Below are 16,089 nucleotides of genomic sequence, written 5' to 3' on the forward strand. Positions count from 1 at the left end.
GTCTAATGTAAAATATACATCCATCTTTGACTAGTTATTTTCGTTCATATGCTAGAATAAAATGCCTTATGGATTTCTATAAGGCATTTTATTTTTAAAGTCTAATTGATAAAATCTTATTGATAGAAAATAATTTAATAAAGTTTCTTATTAGCTAAAAGTTATGATTAATTGACCCGTACTTAGGAATATAATAGTTTGGAGGTATATTTATGAAAGTATTATTTACTTATAATTATGGTAGAGAAAAGATTAAGGCAATAGAAGATTTAGGTTATGAAGTTATAATTAAAGATGAAAAAACTATAACCTACAGTGAAGAACTAGATGATGTAGAAATATTAGTTTGCTATAATCCTTTTGAAACTTTAGATATAATAAAAATGAAAAGTTTAAAATTAATATTATTGTCTAGTATAGGCATAGATCAAGTGCCTAAAGATATCATAAAAGAAAAAAGTATAATACTTTGTAATAATAAAGGTGGATATAGCATTCCTATAGGAGAATGGATTGTATTAAAAATATTGGAAATGCTTAAAAAGAGTAAAGCTGCTTATGAGAATCAAAGAATTCATAAATGGAAGATGGATACTTCCTTACTAGAGCTTTATGGAAAGACAGTTACCTTTATAGGTACAGGAAGTCTTGCAAAGGAAGGCGCTAAAAGACTTCAAGGTTTTGAAGCTAATATATTAGGAATTAATACTTCAGGTCATGAAGAAGAGTATTTTCATAAATGTTATTCTATAGATGAATTAGAGAAAGCACTTAATATTAGTGATGTTATAGTCATAACTATACCTTATACAGAGAAAACTCATCATTTAATAAATAAGGATATTATAAATAAAATGAAGGATGGGGTATTTTTAGTGAATGTAGCAAGGGGAAGTATAATAGATGAAAATTCACTTATTGAAGCTTTAAAAACAGGTAAAATTTCCTTTGCAGCATTAGATGTTTTTGAGGAAGAACCATTAAATGAAGATAGTATCCTTTGGAAATTAGAAAATGTAATAATAAATTCTCATAATTCATGGATTTCAGAAATGAGAAATGAACGAAGATTTACTACTGTATATAAAAATTTAAGCCATTATAAAAACAATGAAAATTTATTTAATGTTGTAGATTTAAATAAAGGATATTAATTTAAATGATGTAAAGTATTAAAAGAGCTTTTATGGATTTTATCATAAAGGCTTTTTGTTCGTTAAAGAGCTTTAGACAAAGATTTATTACATTTATAATTAGCTATTTTACAAAGATAACTATATAAAAATATAATCAATAAATTACAAGCTATAGAATCTTATAATAAATGAATACATTTTATGTATATTATATTATAATATTTTTCGTATAAAGCATTAAGAATAATTTGGGATTTAGGGAGGATATATTATGAAAAAGATATTATCATTATTAATGGTTTTAGTTTTAAGCATTGGTATGATAGGATGTTCTAGCAAAAGTACAGACAAGGCAGAAGAAAAGAAAGAAGATACTATTGCAGTTAATGTAACTGTTGATGAAGCTAAAAAAATGATTGACGAAAGTAAAGAATTACTTGTACTTGACGTAAGAAGTGAAGAAGATTTTGCTAAAGGTCATTTAAAAGATTCAAAACGCATTTTAGTTGATGAACTTGATTCTAAAGCAAATGAAATTGAGCAATACAAAGATAAAGAAGTTTTAGTTTATTGCAATTCTGGAAAGAAAAGTGATAAAGCTATGAAGATCTTAGAAGATAAAGGATTCACTAAGTTATATCACATGAATGAAGGTATATCTAAATGGACATATGATATAGAAAAATAACTTAATTTGAGAGAATATTACTTATAAAAGGTAATATTCTCTTTTTTATAACATTTTGCATATTTAAAGTTATAACTTTTTAATCTTTAGCCATTCCAGTATTATTATCTGTATTCCAAGACTGAGATTGAAAAGCAAGAAATACTGCTGTCCATGTATTTTGAGTTGGGTAATGTATTAAAAGTCCGCCATCTTGATAAACACCATTTTCACATTGATGATTCCCTTTATTACCTTGATTCATATGAATATTATGCATACCACAATTAGGTACTAATTTAAATGAGTCTTTGCCTCTATTTGCTTTATATATTCCAGGTGACCATTTTGCTCCAAAAGCATATAGGTCAGCATTTTTATTCTTTGCTTCACTTATTATCTGAATAAATTTATCTGTAATATCATTGTCAGCACCTTTTGCATCATAAGGTAAAGTAATCATATCTTCTTTAGTAAAGCCAAGATCTCCACGAATATAATCTAAAGTGTATTCAAAGCTATAAGAAAATCCATATGATACATCAATTATCTTTGAGATAATAGGATGAATAAAATTTTTATTTAAATAAAATCTTAATTCACTAGGTTTCTCAACAGATTTAACATTTATAGCTAAACTATAATGATCATTATTTGCTTGAACATGAATTTGAAAATGAGGAGTTATGTCATCCTCTCTGTCTTCCTTATAATCTATAATTTTGCACTTAAGCATTCCATAGCTATCCAAACCTAGAGATCTACATCGATTATTTTTATATTTATTACGATTATTTTTAGTTTTTCTAGGCATAATATCAATCCTTTCAGATTTAATTTCATAATAGTATCCTTAACTAAAAAAGTTATTATTAAACTAAAGCTAAAATATAGAAAGTGTATTAAATATTATTTGTTTATAAATTTAATTTTATTATTTAATAATAAAATTAGCTAGAGTAAGTAATTTACTTATAGTTTTACATTAATAGGATAATATATTTATAGACATAAAAAATATTAAAAGTAGGTGTGATATAATATAAAGTATAATTATTTTTAAAATTTAAAAAAGTAAAAAGAGGGATTTAAAATGATAGCAGAGATACTATGTGTTGGAACAGAACTATTACTTGGAGATATTGTCAATACTAATGCTCAATATTTAGCAAGAAGACTTAGTGAACTTGGAGTATTTGTTTATCATCAAAGTGTTATAGGAGATAATCCTGAAAGATTAAAGGATGCCTATAAATTAGCATTTAGTAGGTCAGATTTAGTTATTACTACTGGAGGACTAGGACCTACAAAGGATGATTTAACCAAAGAAGTAGCTTTTGAATATTTTGGGAAAGAAAGTGTATTACATAACGAATCTTTAGAAATAATAGAAGGATATTTCAACAAATTAGGAAAGCCTATGTCAGAGAGCAATAAAAAGCAAGCATATTTTCCTAAAGACGCTATAATACTTCCCAATAATAATGGTACAGCACCAGGATGCATTATTGATGAGGAAGGGAAAATACTTATAACTCTTCCAGGGCCACCAAAAGAGATGAAACCTATGTTTGAAGAAGCGGCAGTACCATATCTCTTAAAATATCAAGATGGTATATTAGTTTCTAAGGTTTTAAGAGTCATAGGAGTAGGTGAAAGTGAAGCCGCAGACATGTTAACTGATATTATAGATAATCAAACAAATCCTACTGTAGCTCCTTATGCAAAAGATGGAGAAGTAACCTTTAGAATAACTGCTAAATCACATAGTGAAGAGGAAAGTTATGAATTAATAAAACCTATAGAAGAAAAAGTAAGAAAAATATTAGGAGATAGGATTTATGGAGAAGGAGAAACTTCCTTAGAAGAAGTATTGGCAGAAATGTTAGTAAAAAATAATTTAACTATTGCTACTGCTGAATCCTGTACAGGAGGAATGATTGCTGCAAAACTTGTAAATCATTCTGGTGTATCTTCTTCATTTTTAGAAGGTGCAGTAACTTATAGTAATGAATCAAAGATAAGAAGGTTAGGTGTTAACAAAAATACCTTAGAGAATTATGGTGCAGTAAGTAGTGAAACAGCTGAAGAAATGGTAAAAGGAATAACAAAAACTTCAGGGGCAGATATAGGTATATCTACTACAGGAATAGCAGGACCAAGTGGTGGAACAGAAGAAAAACCTGTAGGACTTGTATATATAGGGTTATCTATTAAAGATGAAATAATAATTAAAAAATTAAATCTTGCAGGAAATCGTCAAAAAATAAGGGAGAGAGCTACAAATATAGCTTTAGATTTATTACGTAGAGAACTTTTAAAAAGAGGGATAAGATAGGATTAAAATCTCTTTATTACCTATTTTTTAATAAAATAATATATTTATATAAAAATAACCTTGATATTAGCTAAAGAGTTAAGTATCAAGGTTTGTTTTCTATCACCATTAAATAATACCTCTCCATATGTTTATGTAAATTAAGGAATAATCTACTAATAGGACAAGCATTAATAGCAAAATAGTCATAAAAATATAAGATAATATTCTCTTTGATATTAAAAACTCTAGAAAAAGAACTGTAGATAGGTGCATTAATTTTTATATACCTATCTACAGTTCAAGTTATATATTTATTTTTTTTGAGGGAGGATATTATCTAAGTTTATATAACCATTACCTTGCATATATTTTTTTTCTTTCAAAAACTTAGAAGATATTTTTAGTAGTCCATAAATATCTTCAAACTTTAAATCATTATTATACTCATATAATAATGCACATACTCCAGCAATAAATCCACAACCGATAGAAGTGCCAGTATAATCCACATAGGAGTGTTTAAGTTTAGCAGGATATAACTTCATCCCATCTCTTTCAGAAACATAATTTATATCAGTATTTAAAGAGGTTACATTTACACAGGCGGCTACAAAATCAGGTTTAGATAAAACTCTTGAGGATCCACAGGAGGAAAAATCATAAATTTTATTTCCTATAGTTGTATCCATTCCACCTACAGTTATTACTTCTTTTAAAGTTGCTATTCCTCTTATACTATCTTCACTATTTCCATTGTGACCAGAAGGTACTACTACAATCATTCCATTCTTAATGGCTTTTTTAAATAGCTTTGAATATAAAGCTAATACTCTTTTAGATATATCATAGGTTTCAAAAGGCAAACAGATTATTTTTATGTTAAACTCCTCACTAAGATTAATTAAATTCTCTATAGCTAATAGTGTGGTAGAAATATAAGATTTACCTATATTATCAAAGGCTTTTATCATGACAACATGACTATTTTCTGCAATACCTTTATTTTTACATTTAGATTCATATCCACTTCCGCAAATTAATCCTGTTATAAAAGTACCATGTCCGTTATCATCATAAGGATAAGTATGTCCTTTTAAGAGATCTACAAATTTTTTTATTTTATTATTTGAATGAGTAAGATCACTATGAGGATAAGTACCACTATCTACAATACCAATTCCTACGCCTCTACCACTTAAATTATAATTTCCTTTTAGTATGCTATTATTACTTTGAAGAGATATGCCATTAGAGTAAAGCACACTTCTACCGCATAAAAATGCATAATCATCTAACATCATATACTTAACTTCTGGAAATTCTAAAAGTTTATTTATAGCGGAAGAGTTTAAAATAGCAACCATACAATTTATACTTACTATTGAAAATAGATATTCGCCTCTAAAAGATTTTATTTTTTTCTCTAGTCCGTCTTTCAGACTTCTATATTGAATTATCACTCTATAACTATTATACATATTACTAGATAAAGCATCTTTTAACATTGGTGATAACTTTCTTTTAAAAGAGAACATAAAAAGCCTCCTATCGATTGTTACGCTAATAATATTATATGAATATAGTAAATAAATGTTAAAATATATATAAGAGATTTTAGAAAAATAAGTTATATATATCTAAATTAGAAAAGCTTTAATTTATTGTATGAAAAGTAGTGAAGTTTTTTAATTAATTGGTAATGATAGTTGGTAAATTATTTAATAGTCTCTCCATCACGAATTTTTGCATTACAATAGGGGCAAATATAAACATCGTCAATTTCTTTATCAATATTCAATCTAATTGGCAGTCCCTCTTTACAATTTGGACATCGCCAAAATATAAGAGATACTGTAAAAAAAATTATTAATAGTAATATAGACATAATTGTTAAAAACATTATATTATAAGCTATATTGAGTAGACTGATTGTAAAAGATATTATCAAGCATATTGAAGCTGATTTTCTATATTTATTTATATTCCTAACCTTCTTTGGCACTTCAAAGCCTCCTAGTGTATACTTCCTAATGTTTTATATAAAAAAATATTTATATGCTAAAAATTCTTATTTTGTAGATATGAATTTATATAATATAGTAAAATTATACCATATAAAATTGGATAAATTACTATATGTACAATTTTATGGATAAAAAATCAATAGCTAATCTTTAGATTTTAAATAATATATGTTGATAAGAATATTATAAGTTGGTGCATAAATTAGATTACTAAAAATATAATCTAACAATAAATAATTACATCTAAATTTTTGAGAAAGAGAGAAGTTTTTGAATATGTAATAAAGCGGTGCTTGGTAAATTTATTAGTAGTATATTAAGAAATGCAAAATATTGAGGAAATACATTATGGAAATATTTATTATAAATTAACTTAAGGCTTTTCCTCTATTGTAGTGAGTCTAGCTAAATTAGACTCACTACAATAAAAGAGCATATATCTTTTACATATAATTATTATTAACAATTAAATCAATCAATTAAATATCTATAAACATTTATAATACTTTTTCTATTTTTTAATATATTTAATGAAATTACTACTTATGTTTATAATAAATATATAATTATTTACTAATTATTTTTCAATATACTTAAAGCCATACATATCTTTACACATATTAAAGAAAGCTGTAGCAATAGGTGTAAGAGTTCTTCTAGAACTTACTATAAGATATATACTTCTTTTTAATGAAAGTCCTTGTATAGTACTTATTCTCATTTTATTACAATTAACTAAATCATCACATAGGCATTTTGATAATATGGAAACTCCCATACCTAATTTTAATAATTTAATTTGTGCATCCAAATTATCAACTTCACATAACACTTTTAATTTATTGACATCTATGTCGCCGTCCATAAGAGCGGATTCAAATGTTTTTCTAGTTGCAGACTCTCTTTCTCTTATTATAAATTTATAATTTAATAAATCCGAAGGTTTAACTACTTCTGGTAAGTTTAGATTTGGATGAGAGACTATAACTAATTCGTCGTCCATAATTTTATAGCTTTTTATTTTGCTATTATGTATCATCGTACCAACTAACCCAATTTCACAATTTAAATCTAAAATGTCTTTTATAATTCCAACGGAGCCCTGTTCTTTTATATTAAATTTAACATTTGAATAAGTATCATTAAAATTACTAATTAGTTCAGGTAATATAGAATTGCAAGGTGTGGTACTTGCAGAAATATGCAATCTTCCAGAAATATTGTTGTTGAAATTTGACATGTCTGCAATGGCATTATTTCTAGTATTTATTATATCTGTTGCATACTCTAGAAAAGACTCCCCGGCAGGAGTTAAATTAACTTCTTTAGAGGTTCTATCAAAAAGTTGAATTTTTAATTCCTTTTCAAGACTAGATATATTAGAGCTTATTGTCGGTTGTGAAAGATAGATAGCGTTTGCAGCCTTAGAGAAACTTCTTAATTTTGCCACAGTTATAAAGGCTTCTAATTGTTTAAAATCCATAATTCTCCCCCTAATATTTTATTACATTCATATATATTATCTATTTAACTATTTAATATTTCAATACAATTTAGTAAAAAGTTTAACAATATTGAAAATTATAGCTATTAATTACTTAATTATGCAAAAAAATATGAATATTTTTACATTAAATGTAACTAATTTGAAGATACTCTTACTAACATTTATAATTAAGTTATATTTTTGAAGTTTTATAACTAGTTATATAATATATTAGTTTAAAAATTAACAACAAAGTATAAACTCAATTTTAGAAGAATTAAGTTTTTAAGTACTTTATAATGAAATTAATAATATATATGGTTATTAACTTCATTATAAAATAAAGATTAAAAATAAAAAAGATGTGACCTCATCACACCTTTTGTTAACTCTTCCATTTAAATACTATAATACCTACTATCATAATAGCAATTCCTATAATCTCTTTGATTCCACATACTGCATTACATCCATCTGGACTAAACCAACCAAAATGATCTATAAATGCTGCTGCAGTCAATTGAGCAATTAAAATAATCCCTATAGCGTAAGTAGTTCCTAAGGTTGATATACTTTTCATTACTGTATATATAATAACAGCGCCTAAAACTCCTCCTAATAAATAAATTTTATTAGCATCTTTTACAGCTTTCATGTTACCATCACCAGCTAAAAGCATTACTATAAATGTAACTACAAGACCAACCCCTTGAACTATAACATTTGTTTCCCAAAGTCCAACAGTTTCTGAAAGTCTTGTATTAAAAACACCTTGAAGACTCATACTTATACCTGAAATTATAGCTATTATTATACCTAACATTTAAATCACCATCCTTAAAGATAGTGTTTCCCAATATTAGGATTAATATTAATTTAGATATATTAGATATATTGAAAAAATAACTAATAAGTAGGCTCGTCTACTTTGCGTCATAGCGTGTCATTAGAGCTCTATGATGTAAAATATATGATACATCTTTGGCTAGTTACTTCTTCATATGTTTTAGTAACCTTCGTCTTGTCTTTTATGATTTATTTCATTTTTACTTAAGTAAGCTTCTTCAACATCTTTATTGGTAAATCCTAATGCATTTCCTAAAAGAATAAATTGTTCAAATAAATCTATATAACTTTTTTCTGATTTATTCTTAGCAAAAGTATTTACTTTTTCATTAAGACTTAAGAACATACCAGTAATATCAGAGTTATCTTTAAAGTCTAAGTTTTGATTAAATTTAATGCTTTGAAGATTAGTCTCAATTCCTATACTTAAAATAAAATGAAGACAATCTACATATTCTTCAAGGATTACTGAAGCTTCAGAAGGTTTTTTTAAGCTCCAAAATTTAAAGCATCTAGTTTCATTAGCTAGTTCCCCTACTTCAACTTGAAGAGCCAATATCTTTTTATAGAATAACTCTTGATTTTGTAAATTATGTTCACTTTCAATTCTATTATCTAGTTTTTCTTGCATTTCAAATAGTTTTTTAAAATTCATTTGTGTTTACCACCTTTCATAAAAGGTTAAGTAAGAGGAAATTTAAAGATTACCATTTCACTTTCATCATTTACAGGTTTCCAAAGCTGTAATTCATTAATTTTAATTATAAAATCTCTATCATTATTTTTAGCAAAACTACAAGCAGAAGCATATTCAAAATCACTCCATTGCTTATTGGAAAAATAACTGTTTGCCAGGGAAATATGAAGATCATAATTTTCAATATTTTCTCTTACCTTAAATTTTCCCTTTTTTAATATATGATTAATATCCTTTGATAACTTTAATATTCTACCATAATCTCGTATCTTTAAATTTACAGATTTATAGGGTGGATCAAAGCAAATCACACCCTCTGATTTAGCTTCAAAGGAAGAGTATTTCTTTAGTATGTTTTTTAATGATTTTATAAGCATGTCCACATCAGGCTCGTCTATAACTTCTATAGTAATGTGAAGCTTAGGTAATTTATCATTTTTATCAAAAAGTTTATAATTATAACAAATTTCTTTTTGTATTTCTTCAATATACTTATAAGAAGAATCATCTAGTAATGCTACTAAATAATAAATCATAAGAAATACTCCTTTCTAAGATAGAGCATATTCAAAAAATAACTAGTCAATATGATAAAGTACTTTGTGCCATATTTTTGACTAGTTATTTTAGGCATATGAAAATAAATAACAAGTCAAAGATGTGACGACTATTTTGCGTCAGACAAGGAAGCAGGTTCATTTGATAGTAGAGCTATCAATGGGTTCTGCTGACGCAGTATGGCACAAAATAGTCTAGCATACTGACTTGTTTATTTTTTGAATATGCCTTATTTCAAATTGCCAACTAAAAATCTTTTAAAGGATAAGATTTAACTATATCTTTATTATTATTCATTTGTTTCCAAATCTCAATTCTATTTATTTTTATAAATTTATAGAAATCTTCCTTACTTTTTTTATTATCTATACAAAGATTTCCATTCATTGATGCTTTTCTAATAGAGTGATTAGCATTAGAAATAGGTATATTAAAAGTGGAGCCATTATACTCTTTAATGTTAACTCCATACAGTGATAAAGTATCAAACAATTTTCTAGAAATACGATTTATATATCCTTTATCTTCGACCTTTAGTCCTACCATGTTAGAGTCCTCATTAAATATGATATTATTATTTATACCTATTTTAAATTTTTTATATGGACTTAACATCTTAGTAAGAACACCATCTAGCTTATCAATATCGTTATTATTTATAACTCCTAAAGGTATATGAAGTACAGGAGTATTTTTGTAAAGTCTATATCTTTTGCTTATATTTCTTTGAAGCTCCGTAATTCCAGAAGATGATGATTCATCAAATAGTGCAACTAAATAATATTTCATAAGTTATCCTCCATAACCCAAAGGTTTTTATGTATAGTATGCAACTTTAAAGAATAATTAATTATTTTTTAAAGCCATCTTATAATATATTACACAAAAACTATTTTAATTATAATAATAAAACATTATACCATATTTAAGATAAATTGTATTTAGCCATCTTCAAAAAAATAACAAGACAGTATAATTAAATTATTTTTTCAAGATACCCTAAATAAAGTAAAAATTACGAAATATATATACATAATAACTCTTGCATATATAGGTCATAGGCTTTATATTATAATGGGAAATTAAAAGCTATGCATTTTAAAATTTAATGTTAAAATATCATATGTATATGATATAATATATTGTAATGTAAATTTTTAAATTAGAATTTGATGAGAAACTTTAATATATATTAAATAGTGAGGATGATACCGTAATGGAAAAATTAGTGATTAATGGTGGTAAATCCATGTATGGAGAAATAGAAATAAACGGAGCAAAGAATGCAGTAGTGGCTATTTTACCAGCGGCTATTACGGCAAGTAAAGAAGTTTGTTGTATTGAAAATATACCTGATATAGAAGATGTTAATTGTATAGAGAGAATATTTAAATCATTAGGATGTAATGTTGAGAGAGAGAAAAACTCAATAACTATAGATAGTAGAAATGTAGCTAGCTTAAATGCTAACACAGAAGATATGAGAAAAATGAGAGCTTCATATTATTTTTTAGGAGCTTTACTAGGTAGATTTAAGGAAGCAAGAATTGAGCTTCCAGGTGGATGTCCAATAGGGGTTAGACCTATTGATCAGCATATAAAAGGTTTCGAAGCACTAGGTGCTAAAGTTACCATTGAACATGGTGCTGTTAGTGCAAAAGCTGACAAGTTAATTGGAACTAGTATTTATTTTGATGTTGTAAGCGTAGGCGCCACTATAAATGTTATGCTAGCAGCTACTTTTGCTGAGGGAACAACTGTATTAGAAAATGCGGCTAAAGAACCACATGTTGTTGACGTTGCAAACTTTTTAAATAGTATGGGTGCTAATATAAAAGGTGCTGGTACAGATTTAATAAAAATTACAGGCGTTGATGAACTTACAGGATGCAATTATTCTGTAATTCCAGATCAAATAGAGGCAGGAACATTTATGATTGCAACAGCTGCTTGTGGAGGGGAAGTAACACTTAGAAATGTAATTCCGAAGCATTTAGAATCCATATCAGCAAAGCTTATAGAAATGGGTGCAGAAGTTATCGAATGTGATGACATGGTCACTGTTAAGTCTAATGGAAGACTTAAAGGGGTTAATATAAAAACGTTACCTTATCCAGGATTTCCAACAGATGTTCAGCAGCCCATGAGTACTTTACTGACTATATCAAATGGAAGAAGCATTATAAATGAAAGTATATATGAAAGTAGATTAAAGCACGTTGATGAACTAAAAAAAATGGGTGCTAATATAAATGTTGAAGGAAGAATTGCTATAATTGATGGAGTTGAAAAGCTTACAGGATCTCATGTGAAAGCTACAGATTTAAGAGCAGGAGCAGCATTAGTTATTGCAGGACTTGTAGCAGAAGGTGTGACTACAGTAGAAGGAATACACCATATAGATAGAGGATATCCTAATATAGAGAAAAAATTTAAAATGCTTGGTGCAGATATAACTAGAGAAATATTTGAGTAGTAGTATAAGCAAATTACTAACTTTCGGTACTTTAGTTTTTTGATACTAGGCAAAGGAGAATTATATGATATTTTGTCCATTGTTTAGCGGAAGTAGTGGGAATAGTATTTTTGTTTCAAGTAATAATGCAAAAATACTAGTGGATGCAGGAGTACCAGGAAAAAATATAGAGACGCAATTAAAGGAAATAGATCAAAGTCCTAAGGATATAGATGGAATATTTGTTACTCATGAGCATTCAGATCACATAAAAGGCGTAGGGGTTATGTCTCGAAGATATAATATGCCCATATATGCTAATGAATTAACATGGGAAGCCATGAAAGATAAAATAGGTAAGATAAAAGAAGAGAATATTAAAATAATAGATAAACAATACATAGAAATTAAAGATATGACAGTACAGACTTTTAGTATATCACATGATGCTGTAGATCCTTCAGGGTATGCATTTCATACTAAAGAAGGTATGGCATGTATTGCTACAGATTTAGGTCACTTTTCTGAAAGTGTGAAATCTGTTATAAAAGATGCTGATATATTGCTATTGGAAAGCAATCATGATGTTGAAATGTTAAAATTTGGACCCTATCCTTATGTACTAAAGAAAAGAATATTAAGTGATATTGGCCATCTTTCAAATGAAGCTTGTGGTAAGGCTATATTGGAAATAATGAATGAAAAGCAAAGAACTATTTATTTAGGGCATTTAAGTAATACAAATAACTATCCACAATTAGCATATCAAACAGTTTTAAGTCTTTTAAGAGAAAATTCAATAGAGGTAGGAAGAGATATAACTATTACTATGGCACATAGAGATAGACATAGTGAAGTTGTGTCATTATAATATTTTAAGAGCAAGAGGCTTAATAAATGCTAATGTTATTGAGCAATAAGGGGGAAGTTATGAATAAAAAAGTATTAATAGTAGCATTATGTTTAGTTTTAGCATTGGCAGCATTAGCTTTTCGTAGTTTTGAAAGCAAGGATAGAAATAGTATTTTAAGTAAAGAAAAGCTTCAAAATTTAAAATTACCATCAGAAAAAGGTGAATATATTGATATAAAGCTTTATTTTGATGGCTCTAAAAATGATAAAGATGTAAAGATAGCTAAAGAAGAAAGACTTGTTAATAAGGAAGAACTAGTAGGCGAAATAATAATGCAGGAGCTTATAAAAGGACCAGCTGTTGTTAGTGAATCTAAATCTATTCTTCCTAAGGAAACAAGACTACTTAGTTTTTCAATAAAAGAAGGAATAGCTTATGTTAATTTAAGCAGTGTAGCAGAAGTTACAATGTCTCCAGAGCAGGAGAAGACAACCTTAACTTGTATAGCTACATCCTTAACTCAACTACCTTCCATACAGCAAATAATGATTACTGTTGAAAATAAGAATATAGAAAGTTTAGGCGGAAATTATAATATATCTAAGCCGTTTTCGAAACAAGAAATAGATGGAATGCGTAAGCGATAAAATCATAATAAATATTGAAAGAAATTTAAATATTTATTATAATTAAGTATAATCAACAAAGGTATAATATTTTTATGCATAAAGGAGATAAAAACATGAGTTTATATAATGCTTGGACTAATTACGTAGTAGAGTTCGTAAGAAATAATGGTGAACCAGCATTCTGGAAAGAGTATGCTAAAATAGAAACCCTTATATATAGTAAGGTTCTAACTAATCCTGAAGGAAAAGTAAGTGGAAAGGTTAGTGATTTAGCAAAAGAGCATGAAGTAACAGATGTTCATTTCATGGGATTTTTAGATGGAATAAATGAAAGCTTAGAAAAAGAATTAGATTTAGAAAGCATAGAAGCTGATTCACAAATTGAAATTCAAATTAACTTTGACAAGCTATATTTCAACATGCTAGAATCAAAGGCTGATTACTTATATAGCTTACCACAATGGGACAGAATATTCTCAGAAGAAAAGAGAAAAGAGATAACTAAAGAGTGGAGAAGCTCTAAAATAATAGTTAAAGAAGAAAAGATTGGCAGAAATGATCCGTGTACTTGTGGAAGCGGTAAGAAATACAAAAAATGTTGTGGAAAATAATTTAAATCTAATTTCCTAATGGAATTATTTTGTTGATATTTAAATTATAAAATTCAGTGAAAGATTAATAATCCCTGTAAATAAAAAGAGCTTTATAGGGATTCTTTGTTTTGTAGAAAATTAATTAAGATACATTGGAAGAAACTAAGATATTTTTAAGAAGTGAATAATCATAATTTTATCTTTAGTTCTAATAGCTGTGACTGTGTCACAGCTTTTTATTTTTTACTAATTTTATTATTAGTATTTGAATAAATAATGTAAAATTCATAAAAACTATAGGTGTTAAATGATAGGAGTGGAGGAAGTGGAATATTTATTTGTTGTACAGGATAATTTAATAATCCCATTAATATCATCAGCATCTGTACTTACAGGAACATTAATAGGAGCTTTATTAAATTGGATTATAAATAAGAAGATTACAGAAAGAACTATTGAGGAGCAGTATAAGCTTAGGGAACAAAATAGAAAATACCAAGAAGAAATTAACACTCAAGAAATTTGTAAGTATGTAAACAATATAAGATTAGACATAGCTACTGCAATATTTCAAAGTATTAGAACTATTAAAGATATAAAAAGTGGAAAGAATGCTTACAATCATATAATACCCATAAACAAAAATTATCCTAATATCATTTCTTGTCTGATAGAAAAATATAACTTAAATGATATAAGCTATATATATCAGCTGTATGGAATAATAGAAAAGGTAAACCATGATGTGCTTAGAAGCAACTTTTATGACAAAAATATACTAAAACAAATAGAAAATGATTATTATAATATACTTATAAAACTATATGGTGAAAATGTAGATAAAATTATAGAAGTTGATATAGAAAATATTCAGTATAGAGATTTATATGATAATGATTTAATAAATAAAAAATATAAAGACATACTACAAAAACTCGATAAATTATGTTACTTAGAGAATCTTAAAAATTTTAATGAGGAATCATAATTAATGAACATCTGCATCAAGTAGTTAGTATATTTTAAAAGAAACTTCTACAAAAATTATTAAAAAACTATAATAGCTTATATCATTAAAACAAAGTAGACATTTTTATCTCCTTTTCATAAGTTAATAAAGGGGGGAGATTAATAAATGGTACAAGATAACAAAATTGAAAGCAAAAATAATATTGAATATCAGCAACCAAGTGAATTGATGAGAGAATCAGCAAGTCTTTTATATAGAATTCCAGTATTTCTAAGTCATCCGAGTCGACTTAATAGTGTTCAACAACAATTTGTAAATATTTTAATTAGAGAAATCAGAACGGCTTTATTATTTCCAAGGACATTACCAATCAGCGAACAATATACTGAAACGCCGTTAACTAATATACGTCGAATGATTTCATCTAGTTATGGATTGGTGGCACTTAATTTAAAGCAAAGAAAAGTTAATGTTATAGAAAATAATCTTGGTCAGCCTCAAGACCAGACTATATGGGAAGGTAGTCCATTTGCTCAGATTGAACCAGCTATGGCTTATCAATTTGGACTTCCACTTCTTCTCATTAGGGAAGTAGATGTGGAGCAAAATGGCATTTGGGCCTTTGGAATAGGACCATTCCTACTTTTAGAATGGGATTCTAATCAACCAATTGGGGATTTCTTTAGAAGAAATGATTGGAAAGAAATTTTTCAGAATTGGATAAGCCATGTAAGAAATGGCTATTATATTCAAACACAACCTGAGTTCCGATATAGTTGTGAAAAAAACAGTGGAAATTAATTAAGTTTTTAATATATAATAAAAATAAAAAATCAAAATTAGTCCCTAGGGTCT

General features: G+C 27.1%; 17 protein-coding genes. 9 read left to right on the top strand and 8 right to left on the bottom strand.

All coding sequences use genetic code 11. From position 1 onward, the window contains the following. Positions 1-206: 206 nt before the first annotated feature. A complete protein-coding gene (locus ACWPW7_RS03105; protein WP_454055462.1) occupies positions 207-1,154 on the top strand; it encodes a phosphoglycerate dehydrogenase in 948 nt (315 codons plus the stop codon). A 253-nt stretch (positions 1,155-1,407) separates the two neighbouring features. After that, on the top strand, positions 1,408-1,824 hold the full coding sequence (locus tag ACWPW7_RS03110; RefSeq protein WP_454052309.1) for a rhodanese-like domain-containing protein: 417 nt from the start codon (positions 1,408-1,410) through the stop codon (positions 1,822-1,824). Positions 1,825-1,903: 79 nt separating this feature from the next. Here the strand turns inward: ACWPW7_RS03110 and ACWPW7_RS03115 are convergent, their stop codons facing one another. Further along, positions 1,904-2,617, bottom strand: a complete 714-nt coding sequence (locus ACWPW7_RS03115) for a DUF2278 family protein (RefSeq protein WP_454052310.1) — start codon at positions 2,615-2,617, stop codon at positions 1,904-1,906. Positions 2,618-2,896: 279 nt separating this feature from the next. Here ACWPW7_RS03115 and ACWPW7_RS03120 point away from each other — a divergent pair, with 279 nt between their 5' ends. Then, positions 2,897-4,141, top strand: a complete 1,245-nt coding sequence (locus ACWPW7_RS03120) for a competence/damage-inducible protein A (protein ID WP_454052311.1) — start codon at positions 2,897-2,899, stop codon at positions 4,139-4,141. Between the two features lie 293 nt (positions 4,142-4,434). Here the strand turns inward: ACWPW7_RS03120 and ACWPW7_RS03125 are convergent, their stop codons facing one another. From ACWPW7_RS03125 to ACWPW7_RS03155, 7 genes are all read right to left on the bottom strand, one after another. Then, positions 4,435-5,658, bottom strand: coding sequence for a S8 family serine peptidase (locus ACWPW7_RS03125; RefSeq protein ID WP_454052312.1), 1,224 nt, complete (start codon positions 5,656-5,658; stop codon positions 4,435-4,437). A 179-nt stretch (positions 5,659-5,837) separates the two neighbouring features. Continuing rightward, a complete protein-coding gene (locus tag ACWPW7_RS03130; RefSeq protein ID WP_291569048.1) occupies positions 5,838-6,125 on the bottom strand; it encodes a hypothetical protein in 288 nt (95 codons plus the stop codon). A gap of 599 nt (positions 6,126-6,724) precedes the next feature. Then, positions 6,725-7,630 carry a selenium metabolism-associated LysR family transcriptional regulator gene (locus tag ACWPW7_RS03135; RefSeq protein ID WP_291569047.1) on the bottom strand — a complete coding sequence of 302 codons (906 nt, stop codon included), beginning with the start codon at positions 7,628-7,630 and terminating at the stop codon, positions 6,725-6,727. A 388-nt stretch (positions 7,631-8,018) separates the two neighbouring features. After that, on the bottom strand, positions 8,019-8,456 hold the full coding sequence (locus ACWPW7_RS03140; protein WP_454052313.1) for a DMT family transporter: 438 nt from the start codon (positions 8,454-8,456) through the stop codon (positions 8,019-8,021). Between the two features lie 183 nt (positions 8,457-8,639). Next, on the bottom strand, positions 8,640-9,134 hold the full coding sequence (locus ACWPW7_RS03145) for a dUTP diphosphatase (protein WP_454052314.1): 495 nt from the start codon (positions 9,132-9,134) through the stop codon (positions 8,640-8,642). A 26-nt stretch (positions 9,135-9,160) separates the two neighbouring features. Next, entirely contained in the window at positions 9,161-9,712 is a 552-nt protein-coding gene (locus ACWPW7_RS03150) for a 2'-5' RNA ligase family protein (protein ID WP_454052315.1), read from the bottom strand. 268 nt (positions 9,713-9,980) lie between these two features. Then, entirely contained in the window at positions 9,981-10,523 is a 543-nt protein-coding gene (locus ACWPW7_RS03155; protein WP_454052316.1) for a hypothetical protein, read from the bottom strand. Between the two features lie 427 nt (positions 10,524-10,950). Here ACWPW7_RS03155 and ACWPW7_RS03160 point away from each other — a divergent pair, with 427 nt between their 5' ends. The 6 genes from ACWPW7_RS03160 to ACWPW7_RS03185 all read left to right on the top strand — a co-directional run bounded on the left by ACWPW7_RS03160 (position 10,951) and on the right by ACWPW7_RS03185 (position 16,035). After that, positions 10,951-12,210, top strand: coding sequence for a UDP-N-acetylglucosamine 1-carboxyvinyltransferase (locus ACWPW7_RS03160; RefSeq protein WP_454052317.1), 1,260 nt, complete (start codon positions 10,951-10,953; stop codon positions 12,208-12,210). 64 nt (positions 12,211-12,274) lie between these two features. Further along, positions 12,275-13,060, top strand: a complete 786-nt coding sequence (locus ACWPW7_RS03165; RefSeq protein WP_454052318.1) for an MBL fold metallo-hydrolase — start codon at positions 12,275-12,277, stop codon at positions 13,058-13,060. A 59-nt stretch (positions 13,061-13,119) separates the two neighbouring features. Further along, positions 13,120-13,689, top strand: coding sequence for a GerMN domain-containing protein (locus tag ACWPW7_RS03170; RefSeq protein ID WP_291569040.1), 570 nt, complete (start codon positions 13,120-13,122; stop codon positions 13,687-13,689). 95 nt (positions 13,690-13,784) lie between these two features. Next, entirely contained in the window at positions 13,785-14,282 is a 498-nt protein-coding gene (locus ACWPW7_RS03175; protein WP_454052319.1) for an SEC-C metal-binding domain-containing protein, read from the top strand. Positions 14,283-14,589: 307 nt separating this feature from the next. Continuing rightward, the gene (locus ACWPW7_RS03180) at positions 14,590-15,252 is read left to right on the top strand and encodes a hypothetical protein (RefSeq protein WP_454052320.1); all 663 of its coding nucleotides are present in this window, start codon (positions 14,590-14,592) and stop codon (positions 15,250-15,252) included. 147 nt (positions 15,253-15,399) lie between these two features. Beyond that, complete coding sequence (locus tag ACWPW7_RS03185; protein WP_454052321.1) at positions 15,400-16,035, top strand: hypothetical protein; 636 nt, start codon at positions 15,400-15,402, stop codon at positions 16,033-16,035. Positions 16,036-16,089 lie beyond the last annotated feature (54 nt).

This window comes from Clostridium sp. Marseille-Q7071, assembly GCF_965112025.1.